The following is an 18,025-nucleotide window of genomic DNA, read 5'->3' as shown; positions in this document are numbered from 1 at the left end:
TTTGCTTCTGACTCTCCGAATTTCAGTAGACTATCAAACTTATTTCTGAATTCTGTTTTAGTGATAGCTTTCCGACCTCATCTCGCTTGCGGGATGGGGTTGTTTTATTTGCGGGTAATAACTTTTACTGGCGGCTTGATATATGTGTAAATGCGATCGCCAATAAAGCCTTTGTATAAACCACATGGGCTTTACTTAGTCTATGCTGAGTTTGCAGTAAAAAGAGAAGCATCTTACAACAACTTTGTCGGTTTCTATCAGGTGGCTGATGAGAATGGTAGCATTGACACCAATGGCGATCGCACAGCAGATATTATTGTTGGACAGGCTGGTTACGCCGAAGCCGCTATACGTAAGCATGTTGGAGACATTGATTTGACGGTGAACAACCAAGGTACTGCACAATACACTGGCACTTTTGGGCCAAATTCTTTGTTTGCACCATTATTGTGGATGGTAAACCCGATGCAATTCTCAATAGCAATGTTAATAAGAATGTTTACTTCGCATTTTTGGGTGCTAACTCTGATCGGTTAGATCACATTCGATTGTTGGGAAATAACACCTTTGGTTTTGAAGATTTAGCTAATGGTGGTGATAAAGATTACAATGATGTGATTGTGCAGGTAAATTTGAGTGTCAATATTGCCTAGTATAAAATACGAGTAATTACTTAGTAGAATAAAACAACCTCACCCTGTAACCGGGATGAGGGTGTTTTATGCATAGCGATTAGATGGACTTGCTATTAATTAAACTGGTGAATTTACTGAAGGCAGTTATTGTCTTTCCTTCATAAATTTAATAGTTGATTCCTCTAGGGTGACAAAAAATCTTCACCTTTACTTTTCCAGTTAATTTTTATTAAATTAAGCTACCAAAAAAGTGATGGAGAATTCTTTCATAATCAGGTATGGGTTCTGTTTAACGAGGAAAGCTCCTGTCTTTCGCCATTAGTGATATTGTCAATCCCTATATTCAAGAATTTGTAAAAAATAATTCAGAAATTTAAAGTTTTTTTTATTACATAATTCTTAATTAGGGTATTTACTTAGGAAAGCATCTGTGATATTTTCATGTTGATTATCATAAATTAAAATATGCAACGCTAAATTTAACAACCGCGTTTATGTGTCTTGGTTTGATGAATATCCATCTTCCATACTTGCAATAAATATTGATTTTAATTTTGTATAAATTATGTAGCGTTAACCAAGTGATAACTTGTTCTCGATCTATTTAAACTATGCTTTACTCTGAAAAACGCATAACAATCGTAACCGTGTGATAGAAATACAGGTCTGCAATTAGACGAACCTAGCCTCTGTGCTATTACATATTTGGGCATCTGAATTATACAGAAGTCTTGCCACTACTGGCATAAAACCAAACACTACCTCTGTTAGTAAAAGAGATACCCCCTAATATTTTCCACTTAATTCCTCACTTTTCGTTGTTTTATATGACTTATATTAAGAACACTTTTCTCGAATTTCTCACTACCATAGAAGGGTTTGAACAGTTACCCGATGGTGCGATCGCTAATCTATCAGAACAACTGCAAGCTTGGCGCTATCGCATCGGTCAAAAAATCATTGGTAAAGAAAGTCTCCCGGAACGCATCACCATCATTTATGAGGGACAAGTACGCCTGTTGGGATACGATCCCCAGACGCAAATGCCAATTACCCTAAAATTGCTACAACCTGGAGAAATTATCGGCGAAATTGGTTTGTTGCGCGATGTCCCCTGTGAGACTGCGATCGCCTCCACCGAAGTAGTATGTTTAACCTTGAGTGCATCGGCATATTTTAGTTTTCTCGCTTCATACCCGGCTTTTGCCGAAGCTCGCAAGAATCGCAGTTATTTGGTGGAAGTTTTCGATATTCTCGGTTCCTATTGGCAAAAACAAGCGATCGCAACTTTAAATCTCAGAGAACTCACAGAAAAAGCCTTACCACAGGCGAAAGTCCATTATCTCCCTCCAGGAAAAACTCCATTCAATCAACTAGATAACAAAAGCGTCTGGTTTGTAAGCGGCGGTGGTACAGTCACGAATTTATCACCTGGCGATCGCCTAGAATCAGACGACGACCGAGACAAAATCCAGGTCATAGGTCAAAACCCTTCACGGTTGCTTGGTATCCATCCGTCAGATTTGATATTAGAAGATAGTCATCAAATAGTACTGGCGGTAAATAACACCCAGGTAGATAGCCAAGATGATGATGAATTAGATATCCCTTACGCATCAGACGAAATCGTTCCCCAGACCGTCCCCGATACCTCAAATAGTTCGTCAAAACAAAAATATCCGTTTTTTAGTGGTAAGGGAGAACTAAATACAGCCTTCGCCTGTTTCCAAATGATTGCGAAGCACCTAGAAATACCGTTTCGTCGAGAAGTGGTTCGCCGCATCTTAACAGAGCAAGTCAAACGTCAGGGGATTATATCGTTTCAAGTTACTGCTTACCTGGCAGAATTAATCGGACTTAAGGCCCAGTTAATAGAAATACCAGTCTCCTCATTAACGCGCATTCCTACACCGGCATTGATTCGCTATGGTGATAATTTTGCAGTTTTATATGCAGCCGATACAAATACCGTGGTTGTGGGTGTCCCATCTAAAGGAATTGTGCGCTGTAAACCTGCTCAATTGGTTGAACAATTAGATGTTGATCCAACCAATTTTCCGCCCCAAGCTAGAGTATTACTGCTCAGTGCTACCAACCAAACACCCCAAGAACGGTTTAGTTTACGGTGGTTTTTGCCCTATTTGTCAAAGCACCGTCGAGTGTTGATCGAGGTTTTTATAGCCTCCTTTTTCGTGCAGTTGGCAGCGTTGGCAAATCCTCTGGTAGTTCAGTTAATTATCGACAAAGTTATCACTCAAAATAGTATTGGTACACTACATATTTTGGGGATTTTACTATTAGTCGTCGGACTATTTGAAGCAGTACTAACTACGTTGCGAACTTACTTATTTGTCGATACCACTAACCGGATCGATATGGGTTTAGGGTCGCAAATTATCGACCACTTATTACGTCTACCACTGCGTTATTTTGAACGCCGACCGGTGGGTGAACTTTCCACTCGCATCAACGAATTAGAAAATATTCGCCAATTTTTGACTGGTACTGCCTTAACAGTGGGGTTAGATGCTCTGTTCTCGGTGGTGTATATCGGTGTAATGCTGATTTACAGTTGGCAACTCACCTTGGTAGGCTTAAGCACGATTCCCGTGTTTATCGTGATTACCTTAATTGCTTCTCCCACCATTAGTAGACAGTTACGTGCCAAAGCCGAACGTAACGCCGAAACTCAATCTTATTTAGTGGAGGTGATGTCAGGAATTCAAACCGTAAAAGCGCAAAATATCGAATTGCGATCGCGCTTTTCTTGGCAAGAGCGTTACGCTCGGTTTGTCGCTGCCGGTTTTAAAACAGTTGTAACTTCCACCCTCGCTAACTCTACCAGTAACTTTCTCAACAAACTCAGCAGCTTACTAGTTTTGTGGGTAGGAGCTTATCTAGTACTCCAAGGGGAATTAACATTAGGAGAATTAATTGCCTTTAGGATTATATCGGGTTATGTAACCAGCCCAATATTGCGTTTAGCTCAACTCTGGCAAAGTTTCCAAGAAACAGCCTTGTCTCTAGAACGTTTAAGCGATATTGTCGATACGCCACAAGAAGGAGAAACAGACCGCTACAATATACCCTTACCGACGATTAAGGGAGCAGTGAAGTATGAAAATGTTTCCTTCCGATTTGGGACGAGTGGCCCTCTGCAACTTTCCAACGTCAACCTCGAATTTGAGCCAGGGAAATTTATTGGCATCGTCGGACAAAGTGGATCTGGTAAAAGTACGATGATGAAATTGCTGCTGAGACTTTACGAAACTGAGTCCGGCAGAATTTTGATTGATGGTTATGATATTGCCAAAGTCGAACTTTATTCACTGCGACGACAAATTGGCGTAGTTCCCCAAGAAACATTGTTGTTTGACGGCAGCGTTCAGGAAAATATTGCTCTGACGAATCCTGATGCGACAACCGAAGAAATTATCGAAGCGGCTCAGGTTGCGTGCGCTCACGAGTTTATCATGAACTTGCCCAACGGTTACAACACGCGGGTGGGAGAACGGGGTTCTGCACTTTCAGGTGGACAACGACAAAGAATTGCGATCGCTCGTTCTGTTTTACAACGACCAAAATTATTAGTTTTAGATGAAGCGACTAGCGCTTTAGATTATCCCACAGAACGGCAAATATGTCTCAATTTAGCCAAAGCATTTAAGGGTGATACAGTATTTTTTATTACCCACCGACTAAACACCGTCAGTAATGCAGACATGATTGTTGTGATGGATAATAGTAGGGTTATAGAACAAGGTAGCCATCGAGAATTAATGGCTACTAAAGGTCATTATTATTATCTGTATCAGCAACAAGATGTGAACTTGTAGTTAGTTATTATTGGCGGCATAACATTACATCATTTGAACAGTGTTCACCCGACAAAAAATCCAAAATCTAACATCCAAAACGCAAAATCGTTATGACTCAACTTAATGGAAATCACCACAAAGGCAATCAAAAAAACGGTAATCATAAAAATGGAGCCAAGCAAGATTCATCGGTACTTACAAAACAACAAAAAGCTGCTCAAGAGTCTTTAATTAACTCAAGTAGTCAGGAATTTGAGCAATCAATTGTCTTGCGCCAATCTCCAGTTTGGTCGCGGACAATCATGGTTACTCTCATGGGGTTAGCCTGCTTTGGAATTGCTTGGGCTTATTTTGCGAAAATTGAGCAAGTAGTGCCAGCAACAGGTCAATTAAAGCCGCAAGGAACAGTCAAAGAAGTTCAGGCTCCTGTTAATGGAGTAGTGAAAACAGTTAATGTTAAAGATGGACAAGAGGTAAAGCCAGGGGATTTGTTGCTGACTTTTGATTCCATAGCCCCTGTTGCAGAATTAAATTCTTTGAATAAAATTCGTGTTGCATTAATTAAAGAAAATCAAATTTATCGCCGATTGATGGGGGCAACTACCGCCGGGGGATCTGAAATATTATATTTACGCGGTAATTTGCCACAAGAAACTGCTTTTCTGCTGAAAAGTCGGGTAGCATTAGTAGCAGAAAATGAATTATTGCGGACTCAATTAAGAAATTCTGGTCGAGATTCTACATTAGGAATTGATGAGCAACAACTTCTACGAGTTGCCAAAAAAGAATTAGATTCTCGGTCTGCTGCGGCGCAGTTAGAAGTAGAAAAAATCAAAAAACAACTAGCTCAAAATAAATTTAAGCTGGAAGATAGTAAAGCGAGTTTAGCCATTCAACAGGGTATTTTAGATAAGCTGAAAATATTATCAGAAGAAGGTGGTATTTCTCAACTTCAGTATCTCAACCAGCAACAAGAAGTCCAAAACCGCACGGCGGAAGTAGCACAACTAGGTGAGGAAGAAAAACGCCTCCAGTTTGATATAGAAAAGGGCCAGCAAGAATTAAGCAATACGGTGGCTGTTTCTGATAAAAACGTTTTGGATAAGATAGGTGATAACAAACAGCGTATTGCCGCAATTGATAGCCAATTCATGAAAGTTATTCTAGATAATGAACAGCGTTTGGCAGATGTCAATAGCAAAATCTCCCAAACACAGTTAAACGTTAAGTATCAAGAACTTCGTGCGCCTGTAGCTGGAACAGTTTTCGATTTACAAGCAAAAAACCCTGGATTTGTAGCGAGTCCGACTACAAAAATGCTGCAAATTGTCCCAAAGGAAAACTATATAGCTGAAGTTTTCATCACTAACAAAGATATCGGTTTTGTGCGAAAAGGCATGAAGGTAGATGTGAGAATTGACTCCTTTCCTTACAGCGAATTTGGCGATATCAAAGGGGAAGTGATGGGGATAGGGTCAGACGCATTACCGCCAGACCAAACACATCAGTTTTATAGATTTCCGGCAAAAATTTCATTGGATAAACAATCTTTAGTAATTAAGGGTAAAAACGTCACTTTGCAATCAGGTATGTCAATTAGTGCCAACATAAAAGTACGCGAAGAACGGACTGTGCTGAGTTTATTCACTGAGTTGTTTACCAAGCAAATTGATACTCTTAAAGAGGTACGTTGAAGAAGGAGGCAGGAGGCAGGGGGAATACTGCCTCTCTCGTTGAGTTGTAAAAGTGATGTCTACTATCGACTGTTTAGTGATGCAAATTCTAAAACTTGATGTGATGGAGCGATCGCTATCTGTAAAATAATCTTCTTCAAAGAGCGATCGCCAAACATCCAACCTAGCCGCCCGATATTTCCTCTACGCTAATGCGGCTACCTTCTCTACCAAGCCTTGAAACAACCTCAAGCCATCACTATTACCCAGCATCGTGTCAGATGCCCTTTCTGGGTGCGGCATCATCCCCAACACATTGCCCTGACGATTGCAAATCCCGGCAATGTTGTTCAGTGAACCATTGGGATTCTCGCCTTCATAACGAAACACGACTTGCCCGTTATCTTCAATTTCTGCGAGAGTGGCTGCATCAGCGTAGAATCGCCCCTCTCCGTGGGCAATGGGCAAAGTGATAACTTCACTATTGGTATAGGCTTGCGTCCATAAGAGATTGGTACGCTCAACTTTCAGGGGGACGCGATCGCAAATAAAATGCAAATCCCGATTTCTAGTTAACACTCCTGGCAAAAGTCCAGCTTCAGTTAATACCTGAAAACCGTTGCAAATACCAATGACAAATTTACCCTTTTGAGAATGTTCGACAACCTGTTGCATCACGGGTGAAAAACGTGCGATCGCACCGCAGCGCAGATAATCACCGTAACTAAAGCCACCAGGGATGATAATGACATCCAAATCAGCAATGTCTGTTTCTTGATGCCAAACCATGCGAGTTGGTTGTAAGAGCAAATCTCTAGTTACATAAGCAACATCGCGATCGCAATTAGAACCGGGAAAAACAATAACACCAAATTTCATGATTGGGAATGGGGAATGGGGCAGGGGCAGGGGGCAGGGGGCGGGGGCAGGGAGCAGGGGGCAGGGGGCAGGGAGCAGGGGAATGAGGGAGAATTCTTAAAATTAAGTCTCTCCCTTGTCTCCCCCCTCTCCCTTGTCTTCCTTGTCTCTTTTCCATGCCCAATACCCAATGCCCCATGCCCAATCCCTAAAAGACTCCCGTTTGGGTTTCGACCTCAATCAACTCAAAACGGTAATTTTCAATTACGGTATTTGCTAGCATTTGGTCACAAATGCGATCGAGGTCTTGACGAGCTTTCTTCTCTTCAGTCGAGGTGATGGTGAGTTCAATGTACTTGCCAATCCGCACCTGTTCAACGTTATCGTATCCCAGTTGCTGAAGACCGGATTGTACAGCCACACCAGCAGGGTCTAAGACTGAAGGGCGAAGCGTCACAAAAATTTTGGCTAGATACTTGGTTTGCACGGCTTTTGCTGAATGCTGCGATCGCTATACTATAACTTTCTGTTCCAACTGAGTGAAAATAAGATTACGAAGCGGTTAAAGTTAATTGATCAATTAGCCCATCTAACAGCTTCAACTACAGTGGTATATTTAAATAATTGTCTATGAGAGCTATACGCACCCGCAGTCAAGAGCGTATTTTCAACCTCCTGAAAACTATCAAAAAAGGCATTTCTGCCCAGGATATTTACGTAGAACTACGTAATACAAATCAGAGTATGGGTTTAGCAACAGTTTACCGCTCTTTAGAAGCCTTAAAACTCGAAGGCATGGTACAAGTGCGGAATTTGGCTAATGGTGAAGCCCTCTATAGCCTAGCGCAGCAAGACAAACATCACCTTACTTGCTTGCAATGCGGTGTCTCAATTCCGATTCATCAATGCCCCGTGCATGATTTAGAAGACCAGTTAGAATCTAGCCATAAGTTTAAAGTTTTTTACCACACCCTAGAGTTTTTTGGATTGTGCAGTCAATGCCAGGTAAATCAAACTACTGGGACTGGTCAATAATCATACCAATTCTATGAGAGGAATAAATCCCCTTCTGAATAAAACCTTCTACCTCCTGCCTTCTCCCAAGGGGAGACGCTAAAAGCGATCTGCCTCCTTCAAGATTACCTGAAACTAACTACTACTATATGTACTGAAAAATCTGACACTCGTAGCAATACTGAGTCAATCAACACACAGGATTGCCCCACTCCCACAATCAACTCTACCTAGATGAGCTTGTGAGATTTTCTAGTCCGAGCGTGCAGCTGATCAATTGCCCGCGATCGCTGTGGTAGATTTTTAACAGTGCTGTCTGCTCGCCCCATCTCTTCAATATCCAGACTATGAAAATCGACCGATTTCAGGAACTTAAGCAAAAACTGACGAATGACGCAGACTTGTCCCGCATCTGGTTATTTTATATGGATCATTTTGCGGATCACCCGGAATTCACTGACCTGGGTGAGCCTGCCTATAATGAATATCTAAATGCTGTCCTCCACAAAACTTGTCAGCAGATGTTTGGCAGAGCAATAAAGATTACTGACTTTTTGCTGATCTACATAGCTCCGTATAATTTATTTCATGGAGCTTTCCAAGTTGAAGGACGTATTGGGGGTGTGATTTATTTCGAGGATATAAAAATTGGGTTACTAGCAGTGTCGGCGGATTATCCCCCTACCGATGCGGTTAAATATTCACGTTTTTCTGAGATGATTCAACTGTCGGCACCAAATCACAACGATCGCAATTGAGAGAAGCACAACCCATAACCCATCTGGAACTCTTTTCACTATTTTAAATTTTGAATCTTTCAATTCCATTATCCAAAATTTCAAATCTAAAATTCACTAAGATTCTTCTCAATGCGACGGTCAGGGATAAGCCATATAATCGCAACTAAAATGTAAAATGCACAGGCAAACCATGAGTTCATAAAGGCAAGTGGAATTGCCACAGCATAAAACACCAGCGATACTTTTTCTTTAAAGTTTTTACCAACTGCGATCGCTAATGTCGAATCCCTACCGTGGTGAGAAATCAGGGCGCGGGTAAGGATGAAGTAAGCGATCGCAGCAAACAACAACACCGTACCATAAAGGGCAACTGGCATAGCAGCAAAATGATTCTCTCCCATCCAGCCGGTGACAAAGGGGATTAGCGATAACCAAAACAGCAAATGCAGATTAGCCCAAAGTATACACCCATTAACATGTCTAACTGCTTGTAGTAGGTGATGATGATTATTCCAGTAGATGCCGATATAAATAAAACTCAGCACATAACTCAGAAATACCGGAATCAGTGGACGCAGCGCGGCTAAATCGAACCCATGCGGCACTTTTATTTCCAGCACCATAATGGTGATGATGATGGCAATTACCCCATCGCTGAATGCTTCTAACCTCCCTTTGCCCATATACGCATTCCTTTTGTATTTGCTTGAAAGTAAGTTGTGACACTCTGTACTTTATCGTATCAAGTGGTCGCCGTTAATGAGATTGTCTGCGATCGCAAAATATTTAAGCTTATTCGGTTTACGTTTGGGCGGGGTGGTCTTTCACTTGGATTTGGACTACTATCTGGTGTACGCGGCGTAAGGAAGGCAAGGACAATAGCCACCAATAACAATGCTGGAACATCACCAAAAAGGTGTCCACGTTCAGCAGGATCAATTACTGCTTGTACCGCCATAATTAGCCCGTGGACTAAACTTGACCAAACAGTGAACCATATTAAACTGAGGTTCGCATTAAGCAAAATTGTGCCAGTTAGAGAGACGCGATAAATCGCCGTCTCTACAGGTAATTTATCTATCAATTATTTATTGACAGACTAGTACCGCTTCGCGTAATTCGTAATTCGTAATTCGTAATTCCCGTTGCGTAAGGGTTTTAGACATTTCAAATGGTCTGTTTATTTCCGCCGTACTGTACTAGTAGGCTTCTTGAACCACAGGCAGACGCTCTAATACTCCCTAATTCTACCAAACACATCTCAAAAATTATATTTTATGCACTTCACCAACAAATATGTCCTTTAAAAGATATCAATATTGACCAAAAACTACTTAATAAGTTACTTGAATAAAATCAGCAATATGTATAATCAGTTCTATTAGATGGGAATTTGGATGCAAAATTCTGTTCCTTGGCTTGTTTCTGAGGTGCATGTTAACTTGCCTTGGTGCATTTCTACTATAATCTGATAACTAATAAATAAGCCAAGTCCAGTTCCTTTACCAACAGGCTTTGTTGTAAAGAACGGATCAAATATTTTGGAAATTACCGAATCGGGAATACCCAGACCATTATTTTTAATGCGAACATTAAGCCAAGTTTTATCAACGATCTCAGTACTAATCCAAATAGTAGGAAGGAACGGTTGAGATTGAGAATTTTGTCTAATTGATAGGTTAGCAATTGCCTCATTTAAAGCATAGATAGCGTTATTTAAAATATTCATGAAGACTTGATTCAGTTGTGCGGGATAGCACTTTACCTGGGGAATTACTCCATAGTTGTTAATTACTTGAATTACCATATTTCCCGACTCGCTTTGAAAGCGATGACGCAGAAGTGTGATTGTGTGATTGATCCCTGCGTGAATATCAACATTTTTGATTTCTGCTTCATCCAACCGAGAAAAATTTCGCAGTAACAGCACAATTTCTCTAATGCGATCGCTGCCAACTTGCATCGACTCCATCACCTTACCTAAATCTTTTTGAATAAAGTCCAAATCCCAGGTTATTATTGCTTCTTGAATATGTGGCGAGGGAACTGGATAGGTTTGCTGGTAGAGTTGCAAGATTTGTAATAAGACTTTTGTATACTCAGATGCATGGGTGAGATTAGCGTAAATAAAGTTAACTGGATTATTAATTTCGTGAGCAATCCCTGCAACTAATTGCCCCAGACTCGACATTTTTTCAGTTTGCACCAGTTGAGCCTGAGTATATTTGAGTTTCTCAAGGGTAACTTTTAGGTCGTGATTAGCTTGAATTAGCTCAATATTTCGTTGTTCTACCCTCGCTTCCAGTTCCTCATTCGTTTGCTTCAGTAATGCTTCTGCGTGTTTGCGTAAGCGAAGCTCGTCGTAGACATCGCTAATATTGATCAGTGAGCCAGAGAATTCTGTTTCACTTTGAGATTGAGCAGACAGTTCTAACCAAACAATTACACCAGTTTGATGGTAAAAGCGGAGTTTTTGGCAAACCTCTACTCCGCTTTGTAGCTTTTCTAGAGTTTCTGACCACAAGTGCCGATCGTCCAAGTCAATGAAATTGCCTAAAGCGCTACCGATGACATCTGCTATCCCATAACCAAGGGTATTTGTCCAGGCTCGGTTGAGGAAGTTGACATTACCCAAGCGATCGCACTTAAACACAATTTCGCGCAGACTATTCACCAATTCCCGGTAACGCCGCTCAGATTCAGACAATTTCTCAATCAAACTGTACTGAATCTGTGTATGCAATTCATTGCTTAAATCTGACATTCTGCTGTACTCATCAAACGCTGAAGTAACTCGGTATGGTTAATCGTATCGGCGTATAAGGGGAAAACGTGAGTGTGGTAGAATTCTTGCTCAAACACCGTGCGAGCAGAAGTGCAATCAGACAAAAGAACAACCTGATAGCCTTTCTCATGGGCAGAACGACCTGTAGAATCAATACAGACCGAAGTGACTGCACCAGCTAGAACTACATGAGTAATCTCTTTTTCATGGAGAATCGTGTCTAAGTTAGTATTCATGAAAGCATTAAATCCTCGTTTTCCGGGAACTTCGAGAATTCTGCTGCGAAAGGGTAGCAACTCATCAATCATCTGCGATCCCTTCGTACCAACTTGAAAAGCCCCAACTTCCTTGATAGTCTTGAGAATGCCAACAGGTTCAACCAATTCCTGGTAGTTTGGCGTAAAAAAAATCGGTGTGGCAATCATCAACACTGGAGTTTGTAGCAAACATCGCACAAGCTCAACGGTGTTTTCTAATACTTTGGTGGCTCTTGAGGATTCCTCAATGACATTATGTAGAATACCATCGGCTGCAAAGTAGTCATTTTGATAACCAATCAAGATCACAGCAGTACGTTGGGGTTGCATTGTATTTCTAACTATTTAGTATATACAGACACTTTATTATTCCCATTTTAAGTGTGTTCAACCATCCCCATCAACAAATCCATCACCGCTTTTCTTAAAGGTGCTTTACCAAAAGTCACCCCCAATTTCTCCAACGATTATAAATCGCTTCAGTGCCGCAGCCGTTTCTGCCCAAGAAGTAAACGTGCGATCGCTCTTAATATCCCGTTCCATTTTCCGCCGCATCGCGTACAAGTAAACCCGCGACATATCCACAGGATTAGCGATCGCAATAATAGCGCTGATAACTTGTTCTGGGTTATTTGTCATTGGGAATGGGGCACTTGTACTGAGCGAAGTCGAAGTATTGGGCATGGAAAAGAGGCAGAGGGGCAGGGGGCAGAGGGAAAACTCTTCTCCCTTGCCCTTGCTCCCTGCTCCCCATCTTCCTCATCTTCCTCATCTCCCCACTTCCCACTCGCCATTCCTAACTAGGACGATTATTTTCTAATCCTGGGATTTGCTTAGAAAACAACTCGTTAGGGTTAACCTGACCATCTGAAACAACAGAACGTATACCCTCTAAGGCGGCGGGAATGGAGCGTGGATCTATAAAAATTACCTTGCTGCTATCGCTTTTACCAATTGTCGCGCCCATATCGAGATAGCCTAAAGCAAACAGAACTTCTATTGCTTTATTGGCATTGGGGTTAGTGTGGATTTTTTGGGAAATAACTTCTGCTGATTCTGCGATCGCTTGCGCTTTCAAAACCTGCTGCTGACGTTCAGCTTGAGCCTTCAAAACGATCGCCTTTTGTTCCGCTTCCGCTTGCAAAATCGTCGATTTTTGACGAGCTTCCGCATCCAATATTTGCGCGTCAGCTTTACCTCTAGCGCTATTAACAGCAGCTTCGCGTTCACCCTCAGAAGTTAAAATTGCAGCCCTTTTGCGTCGTTCTGCCGACATTTGCAATTCCATCGATTCTCGCACTGCCTGAGACGGAATAATATCTCGCAGTTCTACCCGTGTCACTTTCACACCCCAAGGATCAGTAGCAACGTCCAAATCCCGTAACAAAAGTTCACTTATGTGAGAACGAGCAGTAAAAGTTTGATCCAACTCCAGTTGCCCCATTTCGGCGCGAATTTGAGTTAGCACCATGTTTACCATTGCAGACTGGAGATTTTCTACCTTATACCAGGCTTTTTCCATATCCACGATGCGCCAATAAAACACTGCATCTACCTCAATGCCAACATTGTCACGGGTGATGCACTGTTGAGGAGGAATATCTAAGACTTTTTCGCGGATAGTTTCTTTGTAGACAATTCTATCTAGGAAAGGAATGACAAAGTTCAGTCCTGGTTCCAGTTTTTTGTTATAACTACCCAATCTTTCCACCAAAGCTTCATTGCCCTGATTGACGACTTTCACAGATCCCGCCACAGCAGAACCACCAAGGGCTAAAAATACGAGCAAAAAAAACTGTTCCATTGTGAATCTCCTAATTTTTAAGTATTAAATGTAACTCAAAACGAAAGGGGAGTCGGGAGTGGGGAGGTGAGGGAGCAGGGAGACAAGGAGGACAAGGAGGACAAGGGGGAATTATTGAATAGTCTCTTCCTTGTCTCCCCCCTCTCCCTTGTCTCTTCTTCATGCCCTGTTTGGCCAATGACAAATGACAAATAACAAATGACTAATAACTAAGAATTCAACAAATTTTCTGGTATCACAATCAAAGTAGTACCCTCTCTCCTAACCACATAAACTCTTTGATGGGGTGCTACGGTAAATTTGTCATCGTCACATCGTGCTTGCCAGGAATTTCCCTCATACAACACCCGCCCTGTTTTACCAGGCGGAATTTCTGTTAAAGTTTCGGCTATGACTGCATCCTGAATTTTCGATTTGCGTTGTCGTGGTTGCAAAAACCGACGAGAAAGCACGATTAGAAATGTGGAAAATAATAGCCAAACTAAAACTTGTAACCATACACTTCCCAAACCCACTCCAGACAGCAGCGCCACCACAAAAGCACTAATTCCCATCATGAAGGCGACAAACGCCGATGGTAAGAACAGTTCCATGAGACACAAAACTGCTCCCGCCAGAAGCCAGATTAAGGTCAAACTTGGCATAGTGCCATCCTAGACTCTACATTGACGTAAATGCATTTCTACGATTAGATACAGCCAGACGTAAGTTATTTACAGAAAGCAAAACTTGGTCTTTTTACCAATAATTTTGATTACTTTCAGTAATTAAGTGTAGCTAGCGGTACACGAATCCAGTCTATTCTAGCCTTCAAGTCATTGCCAGCTAAATGTAATCGAAATTCATGAGTTGATTGATTTTTTAAATTTATACTTTTATGATTTCTACTCAACTAACAATTTATTGTATAAATCCAGGCTGTAATAGCCCCATTAATCCTATGGGAGATCGAGTTTGTGCCAGTTGCCAAACTCCCTTGGTTCACCGCTATCTTTGGGCTACTGGTTCATTGTCTGCTCAAATTACACCAGGCACAAAAGTAGCAGACAGATATGGGGTAATTACTCACCAGATTTGGCTGGATACTCAACCAGGACTACCACCAGATATCCCTGAAGAATTGCCAAAGGAAGTAATTCCTTATCTACGGTTATATCAAGAACGGTTACATCTGCCCCAGGCTTATGGATTTGCTAGTGATGGTGAGGAAGATACAACTGATATCCTCTTATTGGAAAATGTGCCGATAGATGACACAGGAAATATCTATCCAACTATTGTTGAGGCTTGGGAGCAAGCAACGGCGGTACGACAAGTTTATTGGCTGTGGCAAATTCTCCAACTTTGGACACCTTTATCAGAATTGGGACTTAGCCGCAGTTTACTGGTAGTAGACAACTTGAGAGTCCAAGGTTGGTGTGTGCGACTATTGGAACTCTACCAAACACCAGAAGATGAGAAGCAGAGTTTAAAAAATCTGGGGGAGTGTTGGCAGTTTTGGGTAGCTTCTGCAAAGACATCAGTAGCTAAAGGGTTACAAAACTTAGTCCAGGAGATGTGTGAAACTGAAGTTGAGTTGGATGATATTGCTACTCAACTCAATGGTTTATTACTAGCATCTGCGGCAGAATTGCCATTAGTTTTGAAGGTGGCAGGCTCTACAGATATTGGCCCAATTATGGCGCAAAATGAAGACGCTTGCTACCCAAATAATTTGAATGATTTAGATGAGCCTTTATTTTCGCACTTGTCGATTGTTTGCGATGGCATTGGCGGGCATGAAGGCGGAGAGGTTGCCAGTAAGTTGGCAGTCCAGTCTATAAAGTTGCAAATTCGCGCCTTACTAGCGGAGGTTACAGAACAAGCTGTACTTGTATCACCAAAGTTGTTGCAGGAACAATTAGAAGCAAGCTTGCGGGTGGTAAATAATGTAATTTGTGCCCGCAATAATGAACAAAAACGCCAAGGTAAAGAACGCATGGCTACAACCATTGTTATGGCGTTGCAAGTTCCACAACGAGTACAGACAAGTACTGGGTGGCAATCAAATAATACCCATGAACTTTACTTGGCTAATGTTGGCGATAGCCGTGCCTATTGGATTACTCGCAACTATTGTCAGCTACTCACAGTAGATGATGATGTGGCGACGCGAGAAGTCCGCTTTGCCAAAAGTTTGTATCGAAAAGCATTAATAAGAACAGATGCTACTGCCTTAACTCAAGCGTTGGGCACAAGAAATGCAGAATCTTTACGTCTCAAGATTCAGCGATTTATTGTGGAAGAAGATGGCATATTACTACTGTGTTCTGATGGTTTAAGTGATAATAATCGGGTGGAACAATATTGGCAAGATTATGCAATACCCGTGTTAAAAGGTCAGATGACAGTTGAAGATGCTGTCCACAACTGGATTAATTTGGCAAACGAAAAAAATGGGCGTGATAATACGTCGGTTGTTCTCACTTATTGCCGTGTCTCTCCTGAATATTTAGTACCTGTGACTCCGACGTTGCCAGAAGAGATTATAGAAGCAGAGATACAAGAAGAACAAGAGGAATTAGAGGAACAAAAGGAACAAGAGGAATTAATTTCCTTCACAGAAAGTTCGCAAACTTTGCTAGATTTGGATCTAGATTTGGATTTAGATTTAGATATTTCAGAGGAATCAGTTATAAGCCCAGAAATTCCAACAACCTTAATTACAAAACCTAATCGGCGTAAACGCTTGGTAATGCTGGGGGGAGTGTTAGGGTTGCTTGTAGGGGGTACAAGTTTAGGATTATTTGCTTGGTGGCAAATTAATCCTCAAGGATTCCAGCAAATGTGTCGGCAACTTCCTCAAAAAGTGCAGCAATTGTGTCCACCGGGAAAGTAGCTTACTAATTTGAGAACAATAAATTTTTACTCAAGTCTTTACTACAGATTAGCATCGCTCTTCAGATAAGCTGTTCCGCATTTAATTTGTATAATTAGGGCGTTCATGTTGCCCACCCCACAAGATTTATGTTTAATTTGATTATTCAACTTAGATGCTTTTCAGCTTAGTCACAGAAAAACACAACAGTTTCCTCTTTGTGAATTTAACACTTAGCGCAGGAATTGAAGTTATTATTACCATCCCAATTCTGGCTTAAAATTGGGATTAACTTGATCTTGTTTAAAATCCAAAATCTAAACTTTGGTGGTCAGAATCATTTCACCTACAAGTACAATACCTAAACACAAAAAACATCAAAATGGCAAAACCCGTTGCCGCATAAAACACACTATTAATTCCGCCAAAACCAAAGGCATAGCCCATCAACAACGGCCCTAATGTTTGCCCTAGTCCATAGAATGTCCCGTTTACAGATATAATCGTCGCCAAATATTCTCTTGGTGCTAAATCTGCTAAAAGTGTTTGGATACTAGGAAAACCGATACCAAGTCCAATACCAAAAATTGTACTAGGAATTAATAGTAACCAGATATTTGATACAAAAGGAACTATTAACATAGCTAAACCATAAAAAACATAAGATGCACTAATTAAATTTGTGGCGGGAAATCTTCTAGCTAATCTACCTAACTGGGAAGCTGTGATGGTAATTGCTACAGAAACACTAGAAAGTAGTAATCCAATAATGGTAGGTGGCGCTTTGAAGGTATCGTTAATTAACTGGGGTAAATAAGTAACGTAAGCACCATAAAGGAAAACAAAGTTAGCAGCGCTGGCAATAAAAAGTCCAAATAGCTGACGATTTTTAAGAACTTTTAAGGCATTGCTTAAATACTCTTTGAGGTTGCGATTGCCTTTTGGTTCTGGATTCTTAAGTGCAAACAACACCAACAACCCAAGAGGTATCGCTATTATGGGCAGCATGAAGGGATAATACCAGCCCATTGTTGCTAATGCACCACCGATTATTGGATAACTTGATGTTCCGACACTACTAATACTGGCATTGTAACCCATTGCCGTAGTCCGTCTGTCTCCGGTGTATAAATCGCCAATTAAGGTGATACTCAGAGAAAGCAAAGAAGCAGCACCAATTCCTTGCAGTAAACGCAACCATAGCAATAAATTAAAATCGCGGGCGAAGGCGCAAGCTGTACCAGCTATGCCAAATATAAATAGTGAAGGAACTATAATTATCTTTCTACCCAATCTATCGGCAAAAATACCAATAATCGGCCCTAAAATAAGAGATGGCAATGTAAATGCCGTAATCAATAAACCCAAATTTTTTGGGTTGATATTTAAGTCTTTAGCTAGCTTCGGAAAAGCTGGAGTCACGCTGGAAACTCCAATAACAGCAATCAAGACAACCGCACAAATAATCTGAAAATTTAGCTCTAGGTAAACTGGTTTCTGTCGTTCAAATTTGCTGTTATCTTCTGGTAAATTCATGATGCTACTCTGTGTATAAATAATCGATAACGCGAAGCGTTTTTTAAA

Annotated in this window: 17 protein-coding genes; 7 read left to right on the top strand and 10 right to left on the bottom strand. The window is 41.2% G+C overall.

Going from position 1 to position 18,025, the window contains the following annotated elements:
- The first annotated feature begins 150 nt into the window (after positions 1-150).
- From HWQ36_RS34355 to HWQ36_RS11905, 4 genes are all read left to right on the top strand, one after another.
- The gene (locus HWQ36_RS34355) at positions 151-537 is read left to right on the top strand and encodes a hypothetical protein (protein ID WP_366828889.1); all 387 of its coding nucleotides are present in this window, start codon (positions 151-153) and stop codon (positions 535-537) included.
- A complete protein-coding gene (locus tag HWQ36_RS34350) occupies positions 450-653 on the top strand; it encodes a DUF4114 domain-containing protein (RefSeq protein ID WP_366828870.1) in 204 nt (67 codons plus the stop codon). Before HWQ36_RS34355 ends, HWQ36_RS34350 begins: the two co-directional genes overlap by 88 nt.
- Before the next feature lie 809 nt (positions 654-1,462).
- Positions 1,463-4,471, top strand: coding sequence for a peptidase domain-containing ABC transporter (locus tag HWQ36_RS11910; RefSeq protein WP_292702411.1), 3,009 nt, complete (start codon positions 1,463-1,465; stop codon positions 4,469-4,471).
- A gap of 92 nt (positions 4,472-4,563) precedes the next feature.
- A complete protein-coding gene (locus HWQ36_RS11905) occupies positions 4,564-6,147 on the top strand; it encodes an HlyD family efflux transporter periplasmic adaptor subunit (protein WP_292702408.1) in 1,584 nt (527 codons plus the stop codon).
- Between the two features lie 183 nt (positions 6,148-6,330).
- On the opposite strand, the gene purQ is transcribed toward HWQ36_RS11905, so the two are convergent.
- Positions 6,331-7,005, bottom strand: a complete 675-nt coding sequence (purQ, locus tag HWQ36_RS11900; RefSeq protein WP_292702405.1) for a phosphoribosylformylglycinamidine synthase subunit PurQ — start codon at positions 7,003-7,005, stop codon at positions 6,331-6,333.
- 187 nt (positions 7,006-7,192) lie between these two features.
- Positions 7,193-7,471, bottom strand: coding sequence for a phosphoribosylformylglycinamidine synthase subunit PurS (gene purS / locus HWQ36_RS11895; RefSeq protein ID WP_094332891.1), 279 nt, complete (start codon positions 7,469-7,471; stop codon positions 7,193-7,195).
- Positions 7,472-7,614: 143 nt separating this feature from the next.
- Here purS and HWQ36_RS11890 point away from each other — a divergent pair, with 143 nt between their 5' ends.
- The gene (locus HWQ36_RS11890) at positions 7,615-8,019 is read left to right on the top strand and encodes a Fur family transcriptional regulator (protein ID WP_292702400.1); all 405 of its coding nucleotides are present in this window, start codon (positions 7,615-7,617) and stop codon (positions 8,017-8,019) included.
- Between the two features lie 326 nt (positions 8,020-8,345).
- Positions 8,346-8,756 (top strand): hypothetical protein, encoded by a 411-nt coding sequence (locus HWQ36_RS11885; RefSeq protein WP_292702397.1) that lies wholly within the window; start codon positions 8,346-8,348, stop codon positions 8,754-8,756.
- An 86-nt stretch (positions 8,757-8,842) separates the two neighbouring features.
- Here the strand turns inward: HWQ36_RS11885 and HWQ36_RS11880 are convergent, their stop codons facing one another.
- The 7 genes from HWQ36_RS11880 to HWQ36_RS11850 form a co-directional block, all read right to left on the bottom strand.
- Entirely contained in the window at positions 8,843-9,421 is a 579-nt protein-coding gene (locus HWQ36_RS11880) for a TMEM175 family protein (RefSeq protein WP_292702394.1), read from the bottom strand.
- A gap of 59 nt (positions 9,422-9,480) precedes the next feature.
- Complete coding sequence (locus tag HWQ36_RS11875; protein ID WP_292702390.1) at positions 9,481-9,822, bottom strand: DUF6632 domain-containing protein; 342 nt, start codon at positions 9,820-9,822, stop codon at positions 9,481-9,483.
- Between the two features lie 297 nt (positions 9,823-10,119).
- Positions 10,120-11,502 carry an ATP-binding protein gene (locus tag HWQ36_RS11870; RefSeq protein WP_292702388.1) on the bottom strand — a complete coding sequence of 461 codons (1,383 nt, stop codon included), beginning with the start codon at positions 11,500-11,502 and terminating at the stop codon, positions 10,120-10,122.
- Positions 11,490-12,110, bottom strand: coding sequence for a cysteine hydrolase family protein (locus tag HWQ36_RS11865; protein WP_292702384.1), 621 nt, complete (start codon positions 12,108-12,110; stop codon positions 11,490-11,492). The genes HWQ36_RS11870 and HWQ36_RS11865 overlap by 13 nt, the downstream gene beginning before the upstream one ends.
- A 105-nt stretch (positions 12,111-12,215) precedes the next feature.
- Entirely contained in the window at positions 12,216-12,419 is a 204-nt protein-coding gene (locus tag HWQ36_RS11860; protein ID WP_292702381.1) for a hypothetical protein, read from the bottom strand.
- 157 nt (positions 12,420-12,576) lie between these two features.
- Positions 12,577-13,584: an SPFH domain-containing protein gene (locus HWQ36_RS11855; RefSeq protein WP_292702378.1), complete on the bottom strand. Its 1,008-nt coding sequence runs from the start codon at positions 13,582-13,584 to the stop codon at positions 12,577-12,579.
- Between the two features lie 209 nt (positions 13,585-13,793).
- On the bottom strand, positions 13,794-14,228 hold the full coding sequence (locus tag HWQ36_RS11850; protein WP_292702375.1) for an NfeD family protein: 435 nt from the start codon (positions 14,226-14,228) through the stop codon (positions 13,794-13,796).
- 233 nt (positions 14,229-14,461) lie between these two features.
- Between HWQ36_RS11850 and HWQ36_RS11845 the strand changes: the two genes are divergently transcribed.
- Entirely contained in the window at positions 14,462-16,462 is a 2,001-nt protein-coding gene (locus tag HWQ36_RS11845) for a protein phosphatase 2C domain-containing protein (protein ID WP_292702372.1), read from the top strand.
- A 321-nt stretch (positions 16,463-16,783) separates the two neighbouring features.
- Here HWQ36_RS11845 and HWQ36_RS11840 read toward each other — a convergent pair whose 3' ends face one another.
- Positions 16,784-17,977, bottom strand: coding sequence for an MFS transporter (locus HWQ36_RS11840; RefSeq protein WP_292702369.1), 1,194 nt, complete (start codon positions 17,975-17,977; stop codon positions 16,784-16,786).
- Positions 17,978-18,025 lie beyond the last annotated feature (48 nt).

It is taken from the genome of Nostoc sp. NMS2, assembly GCF_017115105.1.
Classification (GTDB): domain Bacteria; phylum Cyanobacteriota; class Cyanobacteriia; order Cyanobacteriales; family Nostocaceae; genus Nostoc.
The sequence above is the reverse complement of the archived record's forward strand: the minus strand, read 5'-3'. Positions and strand labels throughout refer to the sequence as shown.